We start from the raw sequence: 14025 nt of genomic DNA on the forward strand, positions 1-14025 counted from the left end.
TATGACCGAAATTCTCTTAATCCGCCATGGCGAAACCGCCTGGAACGCCGTGCGCCGCCTGCAAGGCCATCTCGATATTCCGCTGAATGCCGAAGGCACACGTCAGGCCAAAGCACTGGCCTGGGCATTGCAAAATGAAAAACTCGATGCCATCGTCTCCAGCGATTTACAAAGAGCCGTTCAGACCGCTGGTGAGATCGCCAGACTGCAAGGACTGAGCACACGCATTGATGCCGGTTTGCGTGAGCGCTGCTTCGGCGGATTTGAAGGCGTTCTGTATAGCGAGATTCCGCACCAGTTCCCTGAAGCGTATACGACCTGGCAATCGCGCGATCCGGATGCCCCGTGTCCGCCGGGTGAAAATCAAGGTGAAACCATACGCCAGTTTCATGAGCGCGCCATCACACACATTCTGCATTACGGCCAACAATTTGAAGGCAAAAAAATCGCTCTCGTTGCGCATGGTGGCGTACTTGAATGCGCCTATCGTGCAGCCAAAAATCTGCCATTGAATGCCCCTCGCGACGTCACCATCTACAACGCCAGCATCAATCGCTTTCGTTACGACAGCGCGTTATCCAACGGTCTGGAATTATTGTCCTGGGGTGACATCGCGCATCTGGATGCCGATGCGATCGATGAAATTAATCAGAGTATGTCCAAATAATTTGAAAAGTATTTTTTTAATTCATTTTTAAATTCGTTTTTTAAATTCGTTTTTAAATCATTTTAAAAACGAATACCTCAGTATTCATGCGGCTTACAGACCAAAACATGCCAGCAAGCGCATGAACACTGCGGAATAGTGTTGAAATTTAAAAAATATCTCAATCAGCGTGCAATCTCATACCTGTAATGAGTCCCCTTGGAATTAACGTGTTTGCCGCCATCTAGCAGTTTGACGACCAACATATTGCGCTAAGACCGTACCAATCAGCCGTCCCTCCGGACATCAGCACACCTACATGTAAGCATTGGCGAAGGTAATTCATGGGCTTAGATCTTCTCAATTTAAAACAGGCTTCCAGCGATTTTGAACAATCGATGGAACGTCTGATCGAGCGAAATGTAGCGCCGCTGGTCGATCGTTCGATACAACAAGTCAGTACCGAACTCTCGCAAGTGATCCAGCAAGCCGGTGCGCAAATTGATCGCAATATTGCAGTGCTATCAGACGAAATTCATAATCAGCGCAGCATGACCAAGGATGACATCAAAGCCTTGATTGATTATTCGACCGAACAGATAGGCGCCGCGCTTGATCAGCGGATTCTGGCGATCAAACATGAGACCTCGACCCTGATCAATGAAAAAATCGACATGCTGAAATGCGAACTCGAAGATGCGGCCGTGACGAGCCGCAAAACCATGTATGTGAATGTCGCGATCTCTATCAGTGCAGCGATTGCCATGGCGATCATCGGCCTGATCTATAAAAAAATCTCGCTTGGCGAGCTCAATTTACTCAATGTATTCCGGGTCACTTTATTGTCATGCGCCACGTTCACTTTTGTGCTGTCGGTAATGAAGGGATGGCAGCGCTGGCGCGGCATGAAGCAAAGTAAAAAAGGCGTTGCAACGATCGCTATTTCCTATTTTGGCGTATTGCGGCCAAACGGTGCGGTGGGATTATTTTTGTTAAGTCTCGCCTTATTGGCCGGGTGGATGGCGATGTATCATTTTGTGACTTGAGCTGAGCTGACATGCGCTTACCGTACGCATAATAAAGTTGAAAGATATTTTAGAAGTTCCCGGTAGAGCATCCGTAACACTGATGCGGTCTACCGGACACTTTCGCCTGGCAAGCCGCATTTACCCTGGGGTGACAGAATGAAATCCCTCACTACCACTTAAGTTTATTCAATTAAGTTATTTCAATTAAATGACTTCAAAAATTTCCAGCCATTTTTTCGGTCAGCACAAAATCTAATGCCACGTCATGCAACTCCACAGCAAATTCCGTCTGCGCCAGTGCATAGGCGATGCCTAGCGTTTTAGGACGCGGCAGAAGCGCCAGGGTTCTGTCATAAAATCCGCCACCGTATCCAAGCCGGTAATTCGCAGAATTAAATCCTACGCAGGGAATCAACAAGGCCTCAGGCTGACTCAGTTTCGCTCGTTGTGCCGGTACCGGAATCCCGTAATCGTCCTGTACCATGAGGTCGCCGGGCGTCCAGCTTAAGAACTGTAAGGGCTTGTCCTTGGCAAGCACCAGTGGCAGGGCAAGTTGCACTTGCATCTGTTGCAAACGGGCATAACAATCGCGCAGATCCGGTTCGGCCTGGATGGGCCAGAATACGCCAAGACTGCTGATCTGATAACGCTCACACCAGGCAATCACTTGCTGTCCCAATTGACGGTCCCATTGCGTCCGGTCTTCGGCGCTGCTGGCGCGACGTGCATCGAGCAATTGCTTGCGCAATATACTGCGACTGATTTGTGTGCCGGATTTTCCGCTGTTTTGCAGACTCAGGCTTGCTTGCTGGGAGGGCTGTGTCATACTGTGAAAAACATCATGATGGAAGCGGTAGAAAATGTGGTCTATGAAGAAAATTGCCGGTCGCAGCATGCAGTCCGGACAAGAATTTGCACGAAGATACGTCCTGCCAGTCAGCCTTTGCATGGTAGCAGTTTTATCCTTGCAGACTAGCGCGGTAGCGGCAAAAAGCAACAAGAGTTTTGTGAATGACGATGACCGCTTTATGGCCTTGCGCGATGCAGCCATGCATGACGATGCGGCGCAGGCAGAACTCCATGCAGCGGCACTGAAAAATTTCGACATCCCTTCTTATGTCGATTATTACCGTCTCAAGACACGGTTCCGTGCTGCCTCTGCCAGCGAATTTCAAGCTTTTTTAACGCAGTACGAAGGCAGCGCCATCGCCGATCGCCTGCGCAATGACTGGCTGCTGATCCTCGGTCAACGCGGCGAATGGGATACGTTTGACATCCAATATCCGCAATTCCTTGTCGCTGACGATACGCAACTCAAATGCTATGCCTTACTGTCCAAAGCCGTCAAACAACAAAAAGTCGCCGATGCAGCACGCGCGCTGGTCACCGCACCGCGCGATTACGGCGCTGGTTGCTATTCGCTGGTGACTTATCTGGCGGAGCATGGCCAGTTCAGTGAAGCCGATCTGTGGGCACAAATGCGTATCGCTGCCGAAAACGGTGCGTTGCCGCTGGCGCAAAGACTGGCGAAGCTGTTGGATATCGCCGAGAAACAGGTCGTGACAGCCATCGACAAGCCGACTACTTTACTCAAAAAAACACCGGAAGCCGGTAAAGCCGCGCATGAGCTCTACCTGATCGCGCTCGGTCGCCTGGCAAAAACAGATCCCGATGAGGCGGCAGATACCTTGTCGCGCTATAGCGGCAAATTCAGCGAGACTGAAAAAGCACAGGGATGGGCGCATATTGCACTGCAAGCCTCGCTAAAATTACAGCCAGAAGCCCTCGGTTACTGGCAACGTGCGGACGGCGCAAATCTTTCTCTGGAGGGCTATCAGTGGCGCGTCAGGACAGCCTTGCGCGAAGGTGAGTGGAAGCTGGTAAAAAGTGCGATTGCCGCCATGCCTGCAAACTTAAAAAATGAACCTGCATGGGTTTATTGGTATGCGCGGGCACTGAAAAATGAAGGTAAGAACGAAGAAGCGCAGACAATGTTTGCCAGTATCGCTGATCAGTTACATTTTTATGGTCAGCTGGCGCTGGAAGAACGTGGTCAGAAAATCGGCGTTCCTTTAACCGTTAAACCCGTCACCGCCGATGAACTGGCACCGATGGAGAAGAACCCCGGGCTGCAACGGGCGTTGCGGTTTTATGCCATGAATTTGCGCTTCGAGGGTACCCGCGAATGGAATTGGGAACTGCGCAAAATGAATGAGCGTCAGCATATTGCGGCGGCAGAATTAGCGCGCCAGAACAATCTCCTGGACCGCATGGTCAATACCTCAGACCGCACCAAGGCGGAGATGGATTTTAGCCAGCGCTATCCGACGCCGTTTAACGACAGTATGTATAAAACGACGCAGGCACTGGGACTCGACATGGCGTGGGTCTATGGTCTGATCCGTCAAGAGTCACGCTTCATCATGACGGCGAAATCGCATGTCGGCGCCTCTGGCCTGATGCAGATCATGCCGGCGACTGCGCGTTATGTTGCAAAGAAAATCGGCCTCGGTAATTTTGTACCGGATCAGGTCAATGATATCGATACCAACATTGCACTTGGTACCAATTATCTGAATATGGTGCTGACGGATCTGGGTGGCTCGCAGGCTCTGGCATCCGCCGCTTACAATGCAGGTCCCGGACGACCACGCGCCTGGCGCGCCTCACTGACGCGTCCAGTCGAGGGGGCAATTTTCGCGGAAACGATTCCGTTTGCTGAAACCCGTGGCTACGTCAAAAATGTGTTGTCCAACGCAACCTATTACGCGGCATTATTTGAGAAAAAACCCCAGTCGCTGAAAGCACGTCTGGGCACAGTAATTCCCAAAGGAATGTCAGCGACGGATTCCGATTTACCTTAAGGTCTTTATGCAAGATACTGAATTAGAAACTACGCTCGCCGCCATCTTTTCTGGCGACAAAAAACCATCACTGCAATTGGTGATCGGGAATAAAAATTATTCGTCATGGTCGATGCGCCCATGGGTCGTGATGAAAGCGTTTGGCATTCCGTTTGAAGAAATCCGCATCCTGCTCGATAAGCCAAACACGACCTCTCAGATTTCCGAATACTCACTGGCGGGACGCGTTCCGGTTTTACTCGCGAATGAAATTACTGTCTGGGATTCTTTAGCGATTTGCGAATTTTTAGCAGAACAATTTCCATTACAAAATCTATGGCCTGAAGACGTTGCGGCCAGAGCGATTGCGCGCAGCATCTGCGCTGAAATGCATTCTGGTTTTGCAGCCTTGCGTTTTGATATGCCGATGAATATCCGGGCAAACCTGCACGGCAAAGGCCGTACGATAGGCTCCCAGGCAGACATCGGACGTATTAGCGAAATTTGGGAAGACTGTCTATCCGGTTATGGTGCACATCAGTTTTTGTTCGGCGATTTCTCGATTGCTGACGCGTATTTTGCACCGGTTGTAATGCGCTTCCGCACCTATGGTGTATCGCTGGCACCCGCCTTGCAAGCCTATGTCGAGCGCGTGACAGCGCATCCGGCAGTGGCTGAATGGATACGCGATGCTGAAGCCGAAACCGACGAGATGCCAGGCCATGATGCACGTCCGGCGGTCTGACTATTAGCTCCATACAAACATCAGAATGAAAATCTATATTGTTGGCGGTGCAGTACGGGATCGTTTGCTCGGTCTGCCGGTCCAGGATCGTGATTACGTGGTTGTCGGCGCCAGTCCGGAAAGCATGCTCGCACTGGGCTACACGCCGGTCGGTAAAGATTTTCCCGTCTTCCTGCATCCCAAAACGCATGAGGAATATGCGCTGGCCAGGACTGAGCGCAAGACTGCCGCGGGTTACAAGGGATTTGTATTCCATACCGATGCCGGAGTGACCTTAGAACAGGATCTGATCCGTCGTGACCTGAGCATTAATGCGATGGCACAGGATGAGGATGGCAGTATCGTCGATCCGTTTGGCGGACAGCGCGACTTACAAGCTAAAGTGTTTCGTCATGTCTCGGCGGCGTTCACCGAAGATCCGGTCCGCATCCTGCGTGTCGCACGTTTTGCCGCACGTTTTTCGGTTGAGCCGCATGCGTTTACTGTGGCAGAAGAAACCAATCAATTGATGCAAGAGATGGTCCATGCCGGAGAAGTCGATGCTCTGGTGCCGGAGCGGGTCTGGCAGGAGCTGGCGCGCGGGCTGATGGAAGCGCGTCCATCCCGCATGTTTGAGGTCTTGCGTGATTGCGGTGCACTGGCACGTTTGCTACCCGAATTAAACGTCCTGTGGGGCGTACCTCAACCGCCCAAACATCATCCGGAAATCGATACCGGCGTACACGTCATGATGGTCGTCGATTACGCAGCACAGCAAGGCTATTCACTGGCGGTGCGCTTTGCCGCCCTGATGCATGATCTGGGAAAAGGCGCGACCCCGGCTGCGGCCTGGCCCAGCCATCATGGACACGAGCAATTCGGTGTCGATCTGGTCGACGCGCTCTGTCAGCGCTTAAAGATACCCAATGACTGCCGCGATCTCGCCATAATGACCGCACGCGATCACGGCAACATTGGCCGTGCGCTGGAATTACGGCCAGATACCATCGTGGCGCTGCTGGAACGCAGCGATGCATTCCGCAAGCCTCAACGGTTTTTAGAATTATTACAGGCTGCGCAATCCGATTGCTTTGGTCGTGCAAATTTGCCTGACGTGAAATTTCCGCAGGCAAATTATCTGGCTCAGGCACTGCAAGCAGCCCAGCAAGTGCAGGCAGGCGAAATCGCACAACGCTTCCCCGGACAACCGCAACAGATAGGCGTGGCCATCCATCAGGCGCGTGTAGAAGCCGTCCGTAGCTTTAAGCGACAATACGAGCTCGCCCAACAATAATCAAAAGCACCGTCGATACCTTATGCAGATCATCCCAGGTCTGCTGACGTCACAATGCGCACAATGCTGGTTGGGATGTCGACAGGCCAGGGAGGTTTTCTGGAATAATCCATGATGTTCGTCTACAATGAAGCGACGATTGTGCACCGCACAATTTGCTTTACCGGAAGGATCGCCATGAACGTTTCAGACATATTCCCCAGCGGCAAAGATGGTGAGCCATCCGAAGCTAAACCTGCCCCGAAACATACCGTGTTCGTGAAGGAATTATCCGAAAAAGACCGCCGACGGATCTTGCGTCACTTCTTGGCACTCAAAGAAAGTGATCGCCTGCTGCGCTTTGGCACCTACCTGCCGGATGAAATGGTGACCAAGTACGTCGAAGGCATCGACTTCTCGCGTGACAAGGTATTCGGGGTCATGAGTGCGCATTTCCGTCTGGTTGGTGTGGGTCATCTGGCGTTCGCGCCGAAGCAAGCCGCAGACGAAGTCACGGATAAAGACAAAGTCGCAGAGTTCGGTGTATCGGTCTCAGAATCCGCACGCGGCAAAGGTGTGGGTTTCAAACTGTTTGAGCGCGGTGCGATTCATTGTCGCAATGCGGATGTCGACACGCTGTACATGCATTGCCTCTCCTCGAATCAGACCATGATCCATATCGCTAAAAAAGCAGGGATGGAAATTCATCGTGAATATGGTGAGGCAGACGCTTATCTCAAGCTATTACCCGCCGACGCTGCCAGCGTTTTAAAAGAGGCCATGCAAGAACAAGTCGCCGCTCTTGACTACACGATCAAAGCCAACACCCGTGCTGCGGTCAAATGGCTGGGCAATCTGTCCGGCACGAAAAGCGAATAGCAATACACTGGCATTGCGAGACTTCAAAATTTGTCATGCCACCGACGTGATGCGCTCAAGTATCAGGTTTTTAGACGCCACTAAGGGAACGTCTAAAAACCTCCAGATTGGAAATCACATCGACCGACTTGCGCAAAATTCAAAATCTCTCACCACAGCGACACGGATGCACAATGACACAGAGAAAACAGGAGTAAGCGGTTCCATGAAATAGGGATTAAAGCGCTTTTAGATGCACCCAAGAAGCAATCCGCATATTAGACGGGGCTTCCCGAGCCATTTCGTGCCAAAAGGCGCGTCACTGTTGCGGGTTCAATCCAGATTTTCATCATGATTTGAGATGCTAGGGATAATACGCTGAACCAGGCGCTGTTGGCGCAATCGAAGCGCATATGACGAAGCAGCACAAAGAGAAACATCCACAATGACCGGAAACCTGCCGTCAGAAGTCAACCAGCAGCTCTGCGGACTTGAATGAACAATCTCGACTCCGTCCTGCAATCTCAACGCAATACACCAGTTAGCCTGGCAGGCATTCTGTTCACCAGCTTAGTCCGCGGGCATTCGCAATACCAGGTTTTAACTGAAGCAAAAAAAACTGATAATTCATCAAGCTGAGAATATTGTGTTATCATTTCGCCAACAACACAAAAAGACACGTATCTCCAACCCATCAGGGACACATTTTCATCATGAACCAGACGTCAGCCCCCGCAGGAATACCCAATAACGATAGCCGTCAGTTCATTCTTGAAATGCTGGGCTTTTCTGACGCAGAAAAAACGATGCTGGCATCCACCTTCCGGCTCACGGGGCGCAGAAGTTTTTGCTATGCGGAGCTGACGAGTGAAGAAGACCGTACCGACATTTATCTGGTGAATACCGACAATCCCGAGGCAATGCAGGAGCTGGAAAAACGCGCACCGAATATCCATGCACCTGCCGTACTCATCGGTCGCGATCCGGCGGTTGCTGTCGACTGGCCGCTGATACAAAAACCAATACACTGGATGCGCCTGTTTGGTCAGCTAGATGAACTGATGAACGCCGCATTGCAAGAGCGCGGCCGCCGCCAGCAAGGAAGCGAGCAACATTGGGATGGTCATACCTATCGCCGCACCATCGACAAAAAGCAATTACCCGAAGCCTTATACATTCCGAAAAAAGCCGCAGAATCCGTGCTGGTCGTTGATGACAGCGCGACGGTACGTGCGTTTATGCGTATCAAATTAGCCCCTTTCCACTTCGATGTCGACTACGCTGAAAATGGTGAGCAGGCGATTGCGATGACCGAGGTCAAAAAATACACCTGCGTATTTTTGGATATCTTGATGCCGGGAATCGATGGCTATAAAGTCTGCAAACATATCAAGTCGAATGCCGGCACCAAAAATACAGCCGTGGTCATGTTAAGCAGCAAATCCTCTGCTTTCGATAAATTCCGTGGTAGCTGGGCTGGTTGCGATGCCTATGTCGGCAAACCGGTTGATGAGAACGAATTACTCTCAACGATTGCCAAGTTCTTGCCAAGTGCACGCGAAGCGTCGGTAAAGCAAACCTCGGTGGTGTAGGCAAGGCGATATAAACAGTCCTCCGACGACCAAGCCTGCCGCCAGCATGGCCATGGAATCAATCAGCAATCCGGCAGTAGCCAAAGTACTTGACGGCTACCCGCCACTGATCCGGCAGAAACTGCTGGCACTGCGCGAACTGATCTTCGCAACCGCAGCCACAACGCAAGGTGTCGGTCCGCTGGAAGAAACATTGAAGTGGGGCGAACCCGCTTACCTGACCACTATTAGCAAAAGTGGCAGCACCATCAGAATTGCATGGAAGGCGTCGCAACCTAAGCACTACGCCATGTACTTCCACTGCCAGACCAACCTGATCAGCACCTTCCGTACTCTATTTCCGGATGACTTCCATTTTGAGGGAAATCGCGGCATTGTTTTTCATCAGGACACACAAGTGCCGACAGAATATCTTGCGTTCTGTATTGCAGCAGCCCTGACCTATCACCTCAAAAAACAGAAGTAGCAGAGGTAGCAGAGCTACCGGCGTTAGCCAAAACTCTGGTACGCATCACCAGACGTCTTACCAGAATAGCGGCGGCCAGCGTGGCCAGCAGATGCTTTAAGGTGTGACCACTGATGGCATGCAAGGCATGCGCTAACTCATGGTCATGTATCTCTGCAAGCTTGGCCAGCACATACACCGCAAGTGCAGCAGCAAAGGCGATACGGTCAGCGCTAGCCGCGCCATACAGTGTCTGCCACAACGGAATCAGGATCAGGGGCAGACCTTGCAATAACAGGTAAAAACGCAAATCACCTGCCCCCTGTCTATCGGTGAAAAACCACCAGGCAACGCTGATCACGGCAAACATTACAAACCCAATGACATCGCGTCGCTGGCGTACAGTATCAATTGAGGCCGTTACGACCGTCTCTGCTCTCACCGCAGCCAGCAATCCCGCAAACGCCAGAGCGATCGGCAACCTGTCCCATAATAGCCGTGCATTATCCGGCGCAAGGTGATAAAAGCCAGAGCCAAAAGCCGTCAAGAACAGACTGACCAGAAATAACCGGTAAGCGCACCAGCCCGCCTTGATCGCAGGATGAGTACGTACTGGCCATAAACGCCACATGCCCCATAAGGCAACCAGCGCAAATCCACCATTCGATAACACATCTGCCGCATGCGACAAGCCGCACCACACCGATTGATCAGCAAATTCATGATAGTGAGGTAGCTGTGCAATCGGTCCATGTAGCAATAATGCCGCACTGATCACACCAACGAGCCACGAAGGAAGATGACAATAGAAAGAGCGCTGCTGAGTCGCTAAAGAGTTCAAGATAAGGTCTCCGGTAATTAAAATAATCAACTCGGAATTTGCCTTACATAAAACAAAAGTGATACCTTGATGAATAAAGTTGATTTATTTTACCAACGAAGGATCTAATTTCAATACCAAATGACTGAAACTACGCAATTAATTGCTACTCTCAAACGCCAGTTACGACAGCAGGGTAAAACCTATAAAGACGTCGCCAGCCTGCTGAACTTATCCGAGCCAGCCGTCAAACGTTTGTTCACGTCGACGCGCTTCCCGTTAGACCGCATCGTCCACATCGCGAATATGCTGGGTTTTACGCTCGCAGAACTAACGCAAGAAGCAGCCAGTAACGGATCGCGCTTACATACCCTGACAGATGCACAAGAAAAAGAGCTGGTCTCTGATCCTCAATTATTACTGGTGGCTGTCTGCGCGCTGAATCAATGGACCTTAAGCGACATCCTGAGTCGCTATCAGTTGACTGAGGTCAATTGTGTCACCCTCTTATTGCGACTGGACAAACTACAACTGATTCATCTGCTACCTGGCAACCGGATACGATTAAATGTCAGCCGCGATTTTGACTGGCGCCCGAATGGCTGGATACGACAATATTTTCAACAGCAAGGCTTGAGCGATTTCCTGGATAGCGGTTTCTTAGGCAGTCAGGAATCCTGTCAGTTTGCCCACGCCATGCTGACAGATGCAGCGATTCAAAAAATGCAATTGAAGTTACTGCAAATACGCAACAAATTCGCAGAGCTGCACCAGGAGAGCCTCTCGTCACCACTCCCCAAACGACGCGGCAGCGCACTACTGCTCGCGATGCGCGAGTGGGAACCAGTTGAGTTTGTGAGCTTAAGACGTTACGAGGACTTAAAATAAATTATCTCAATAAGAGAAAAATTTACATATAGCGCACTCAACTATTCAAGCATTCAATACCGGCAATGCCGTCGTATCTTTAATTTGCTGCAAGGCAAAGCTCGACTTTACGTCAAGTACCGCCGGGTGACGCAGCAGGGTTTCCATCATGAAGCGGGAAAAGTGATCCATGTTCTCGACATGTACCCGCAGCAGATAATCCATTTCCCCCGTCATCGCATAACACGCGACAATCTCCGGCCACTGCTCTACCGACGCCGCGAAATCATTACGCGGCGAACGTGACGCGCCTTTTCCCGGTGCATCGTTATGCTTCTCCAGACGCACGTTCACATAGGCCAGCAAGCCAAGGCCGATCTTGGCTGGCTCCAGCAGAGCGACATATTTGCGGATCACACCGCTCTCCTCCAGCCGCTTGATACGTCGCAGACACGGCGACGGCGATAGGTTGACTCTCTCGGCGACCTCCTGATTGGTCAAGCGTCCGTCAGCCTGCAAAATCGCCAGAATCTTGCGATCAATCTTATCCAAAGGAATTGTCGTCATAGTTTGCCAATATTTTAGTTATCACAGCAATATTATTGCGTAATTTTTGCAATTCTTGGGTTATTTTGCAATTTAATGGCGTGAATCAAGAACTATACTGAGAACTTAATCTATGTCAAAAACTTTGACTTTGATGGCCACCATCCGGCGCACTGGCACGATGTTGCTACTGTCGCGCAGATGCTAGACGATTACTTCAGGAGACAAGCATGACCTTCCAAACTTGGGAAAACCCTATGGGTACCGATGGCTTTGAGTTTATCGAGTACGCAGCACCCGATCCAAAAGCACTCGGTGAATTATTCGTCACTATGGGTTTTACTGCGATTGCCAAGCATCGCACCAAGGATGTGACACTGTTCCGTCAAGGTGGTGTGAACTTCATCATCAATGCAGAACCTGATTCTTTCGCACAAAAATTTGCCCGCAAACATGGCCAGTCTGTTTGCGCATTCGCTTTCCGCGTCAAGGATGCCAACGCTGCCTACAAGCGCGCACTGGAACTGGGTGCCTGGGGTTTCGACAATAAAACCGGCCCTATGGAACTCAACATTCCTGCCATCAAAGGTATCGGCGATTCCCTGATTTATTTCGTTGACCGCTGGCATGGCAAAGATGGCGCAGATGCAGGTGCCATCGGTAATATCAGCATCTATGATGCTGACTTTGTGGCACTGCCTGGCGTGGATTCCAATCCTGTTGGCAAAGGCCTGACTTACATCGACCACCTGACCCACAATGTGCATCGTGGCCGTATGAAGGAATGGGCAGATTTCTATGAAACCCTGTTCAGCTTCCGCGAAATCCGTTACTTCGATATCGCCGGCAAGCATACAGGCCTGAAGTCCAAAGCCATGACTTCTCCTTGCGGCAAAATCCGTATTCCTATCAATGAATCTTCGGATGACAAATCCCAGATCGCTGAATATCTGGACCTGTACCACGGCGAAGGCGTGCAACATATCGCCATGGGCACAGACAATATCTATGACACCGTGGGCGGCATGAAAGCCAATGGCGTGGTATTCCAGGACACCATCGATACATACTACGACCTGGTAGATCGCCGCCTGCCTGGCCATGGCGAAAACCTGGAAGCACTGCGCAAGCTGCGTATCCTGGTGGATGGCAAGAGCACAGAAACATCGCGTGAATTGCTGTTGCAGATTTTCACGACGACAGTCATCGGCCCTATCTTCTTTGAAATCATCCAGCGCAAAGGCGACCAGGGTTTTGGCGAAGGTAATTTCCGCGCATTGTTTGAGTCCATAGAGCTGGATCAGATCCGTCGTGGCGTTCTCAAAGACGATAAAACCCCTGCGTAATTCAGCAGCTCGTTAAGAGAATGCAAGGTCAACCAGATCGACAGCCAGGTGCGTCGTCTGTTGACCTTTTTTTGTTTGAGGAAGGAGACAACATCATGACTACTGCAACCGCATCGAATGCTGCAGTTGATACCGCACACAATGCCACTTCTACGACTATTTCGAATGAAGACTTTCTCGCTACCGTCGCCGAAAAATCGGACGGTGCCGCGTTGCGCGGTGATTACAAGCTGGCAGATACCCAATATGTAGTAGAACAGAATTGGGATCGCTACACAGAAGAAGAACACGAACTCTGGCGCAAACTCTATCAGCGGCAAGAGGCCTTATTACCAGGGCGCGCCTGTAATGAATTCATTGATGCATTACATAAAATGAATGCGGCTGGCGGCATACCGGATTTTGAGCAGACCTCCGCAGCATTGTTTAAAGCGACCGGCTGGCGCATCGTCGCCGTGCCTGGCTTGATCCCTGAATTTACCTTCTTCGAGCATCTCGCGAACCGCCGTTTTCCAGTTACAGTATGGTTGCGTACGCCGGAGGAATTCAACTATATCGTCGAACCTGATGTATTCCATGATTACTTCGGCCACGTGCCGATGTTGTTCAATCCAGTGTTTGCCGACTATATGCAGTTGTATGGCAAAGGCGGTTTAAAAGCCATGGGGTTGGGCGGTCTCGATTATCTGGCACGGCTGTATTGGTACACCGTCGAATTCGGATTGATCAATACACCGGAAGGCCTGCGCATCTACGGCGCGGGCATCCTATCGTCTGGTGGTGAAGTGGAATATTGTCTGAAATCCGGCACCACATCACGCCATATTCATCTCGACATACAGCGTTGCCTGCGCACTTTGTACAAAATCGATTCGTATCAGGAAAGCTATTTTGTGATCAACAGTTTCCAGGAATTATTCGACGGTACCGCACCGGATTTCGCGCCGTATTACGAAAAACTCAAACAACTTGAGGCGTTACCGGCAGATACCCTGCTCGCGGGTGAGATCGAGTTACTGGCTTAGCCAGTTGATGCG

Annotated in this window: 15 protein-coding genes; 12 read left to right on the plus strand and 3 right to left on the minus strand. The window is 50.9% G+C overall.

The window, feature by feature from the left end; all coding sequences use genetic code 11:
• Position 1: 1 nt before the first annotated feature.
• Both ACO0K4_RS00480 and ACO0K4_RS00485 read left to right on the plus strand, forming a co-directional pair.
• The gene (locus tag ACO0K4_RS00480; RefSeq protein ID WP_422954657.1) at positions 2 to 667 is read left to right on the plus strand and encodes a histidine phosphatase family protein; all 666 of its coding nucleotides are present in this window, start codon (positions 2 to 4) and stop codon (positions 665 to 667) included.
• 323 nt (positions 668 to 990) lie between these two features.
• Positions 991 to 1692 carry a hypothetical protein gene (locus ACO0K4_RS00485; RefSeq protein WP_422954658.1) on the plus strand — a complete coding sequence of 234 codons (702 nt, stop codon included), beginning with the start codon at positions 991 to 993 and terminating at the stop codon, positions 1690 to 1692.
• Between the two features lie 196 nt (positions 1693 to 1888).
• Here the strand turns inward: ACO0K4_RS00485 and ACO0K4_RS00490 are convergent, their stop codons facing one another.
• Positions 1889 to 2500, minus strand: coding sequence for a 5-formyltetrahydrofolate cyclo-ligase (locus tag ACO0K4_RS00490; protein WP_422954659.1), 612 nt, complete (start codon positions 2498 to 2500; stop codon positions 1889 to 1891).
• A 43-nt stretch (positions 2501 to 2543) separates the two neighbouring features.
• Between ACO0K4_RS00490 and ACO0K4_RS00495 the strand changes: the two genes are divergently transcribed.
• The 7 genes from ACO0K4_RS00495 (at position 2544) to ACO0K4_RS00525 (ending at position 9430) form a co-directional block, all read left to right on the plus strand.
• On the plus strand, positions 2544 to 4538 hold the full coding sequence (locus tag ACO0K4_RS00495) for a transglycosylase SLT domain-containing protein (RefSeq protein WP_422954660.1): 1995 nt from the start codon (positions 2544 to 2546) through the stop codon (positions 4536 to 4538).
• A gap of 7 nt (positions 4539 to 4545) precedes the next feature.
• Positions 4546 to 5262, plus strand: coding sequence for a glutathione S-transferase family protein (locus ACO0K4_RS00500; protein WP_422954661.1), 717 nt, complete (start codon positions 4546 to 4548; stop codon positions 5260 to 5262).
• A 25-nt stretch (positions 5263 to 5287) separates the two neighbouring features.
• The gene (locus ACO0K4_RS00505; protein WP_422954662.1) at positions 5288 to 6535 is read left to right on the plus strand and encodes a multifunctional CCA addition/repair protein; all 1248 of its coding nucleotides are present in this window, start codon (positions 5288 to 5290) and stop codon (positions 6533 to 6535) included.
• A 177-nt stretch (positions 6536 to 6712) separates the two neighbouring features.
• Positions 6713 to 7393 (plus strand): GNAT family N-acetyltransferase, encoded by a 681-nt coding sequence (locus ACO0K4_RS00510; RefSeq protein ID WP_422954663.1) that lies wholly within the window; start codon positions 6713 to 6715, stop codon positions 7391 to 7393.
• 474 nt (positions 7394 to 7867) lie between these two features.
• On the plus strand, positions 7868 to 8011 hold the full coding sequence (locus tag ACO0K4_RS00515; RefSeq protein ID WP_422954664.1) for a hypothetical protein: 144 nt from the start codon (positions 7868 to 7870) through the stop codon (positions 8009 to 8011).
• A gap of 74 nt (positions 8012 to 8085) precedes the next feature.
• On the plus strand, positions 8086 to 8964 hold the full coding sequence (locus ACO0K4_RS00520) for a response regulator (RefSeq protein WP_422954665.1): 879 nt from the start codon (positions 8086 to 8088) through the stop codon (positions 8962 to 8964).
• Between the two features lie 52 nt (positions 8965 to 9016).
• Positions 9017 to 9430, plus strand: coding sequence for a DUF1801 domain-containing protein (locus tag ACO0K4_RS00525; protein ID WP_422954666.1), 414 nt, complete (start codon positions 9017 to 9019; stop codon positions 9428 to 9430).
• On the opposite strand, the gene ACO0K4_RS00530 is transcribed toward ACO0K4_RS00525, so the two are convergent.
• Complete coding sequence (locus tag ACO0K4_RS00530; protein ID WP_422954667.1) at positions 9414 to 10250, minus strand: hypothetical protein; 837 nt, start codon at positions 10248 to 10250, stop codon at positions 9414 to 9416. The genes ACO0K4_RS00525 and ACO0K4_RS00530 overlap by 17 nt on opposite strands.
• A 120-nt stretch (positions 10251 to 10370) precedes the next feature.
• Between ACO0K4_RS00530 and ACO0K4_RS00535 the strand changes: the two genes are divergently transcribed.
• Positions 10371 to 11117, plus strand: a complete 747-nt coding sequence (locus tag ACO0K4_RS00535; protein WP_422954668.1) for a helix-turn-helix domain-containing protein — start codon at positions 10371 to 10373, stop codon at positions 11115 to 11117.
• A 45-nt stretch (positions 11118 to 11162) separates the two neighbouring features.
• On the opposite strand, the gene ACO0K4_RS00540 is transcribed toward ACO0K4_RS00535, so the two are convergent.
• Positions 11163 to 11663, minus strand: a complete 501-nt coding sequence (locus ACO0K4_RS00540; RefSeq protein ID WP_422954669.1) for an Lrp/AsnC family transcriptional regulator — start codon at positions 11661 to 11663, stop codon at positions 11163 to 11165.
• 209 nt (positions 11664 to 11872) lie between these two features.
• On the opposite strand from ACO0K4_RS00540, the gene hppD reads away from it, so the two are divergent.
• Both hppD and phhA read left to right on the plus strand, forming a co-directional pair.
• Complete coding sequence (gene hppD / locus ACO0K4_RS00545) at positions 11873 to 12988, plus strand: 4-hydroxyphenylpyruvate dioxygenase (protein WP_422954670.1); 1116 nt, start codon at positions 11873 to 11875, stop codon at positions 12986 to 12988.
• Positions 12989 to 13083: 95 nt separating this feature from the next.
• A complete protein-coding gene (gene phhA / locus ACO0K4_RS00550; protein ID WP_422954671.1) occupies positions 13084 to 14013 on the plus strand; it encodes a phenylalanine 4-monooxygenase in 930 nt (309 codons plus the stop codon).
• Positions 14014 to 14025 lie beyond the last annotated feature (12 nt).

It is taken from the genome of Undibacterium sp. RuTC16W (genome assembly GCF_049339445.1).
Classification (GTDB): Bacteria; Pseudomonadota; Gammaproteobacteria; order Burkholderiales; family Burkholderiaceae_D; genus Undibacterium.

Coding starts and splice junctions, on each gene's coding strand:
- ACO0K4_RS00480 (WP_422954657.1), top strand. CDS start 2: ATGACCGAAATTCTCTTAATCCGCCATGGCGAAACCGCCTGGAACGCC.
- ACO0K4_RS00485 (WP_422954658.1), top strand. CDS start 991: ATGGGCTTAGATCTTCTCAATTTAAAACAGGCTTCCAGCGATTTTGAA.
- ACO0K4_RS00490 (WP_422954659.1), bottom strand. CDS start 2,500: ATGACACAGCCCTCCCAGCAAGCAAGCCTGAGTCTGCAAAACAGCGGA.
- ACO0K4_RS00495 (WP_422954660.1), top strand. CDS start 2,544: ATGAAGAAAATTGCCGGTCGCAGCATGCAGTCCGGACAAGAATTTGCA.
- ACO0K4_RS00500 (WP_422954661.1), top strand. CDS start 4,546: ATGCAAGATACTGAATTAGAAACTACGCTCGCCGCCATCTTTTCTGGC.
- ACO0K4_RS00505 (WP_422954662.1), top strand. CDS start 5,288: ATGAAAATCTATATTGTTGGCGGTGCAGTACGGGATCGTTTGCTCGGT.
- ACO0K4_RS00510 (WP_422954663.1), top strand. CDS start 6,713: ATGAACGTTTCAGACATATTCCCCAGCGGCAAAGATGGTGAGCCATCC.
- ACO0K4_RS00515 (WP_422954664.1), top strand. CDS start 7,868: ATGAACAATCTCGACTCCGTCCTGCAATCTCAACGCAATACACCAGTT.
- ACO0K4_RS00520 (WP_422954665.1), top strand. CDS start 8,086: ATGAACCAGACGTCAGCCCCCGCAGGAATACCCAATAACGATAGCCGT.
- ACO0K4_RS00525 (WP_422954666.1), top strand. CDS start 9,017: ATGGAATCAATCAGCAATCCGGCAGTAGCCAAAGTACTTGACGGCTAC.
- ACO0K4_RS00535 (WP_422954668.1), top strand. CDS start 10,371: ATGACTGAAACTACGCAATTAATTGCTACTCTCAAACGCCAGTTACGA.
- ACO0K4_RS00540 (WP_422954669.1), bottom strand. CDS start 11,663: ATGACGACAATTCCTTTGGATAAGATTGATCGCAAGATTCTGGCGATT.
- hppD (WP_422954670.1), top strand. CDS start 11,873: ATGACCTTCCAAACTTGGGAAAACCCTATGGGTACCGATGGCTTTGAG.
- phhA (WP_422954671.1), top strand. CDS start 13,084: ATGACTACTGCAACCGCATCGAATGCTGCAGTTGATACCGCACACAAT.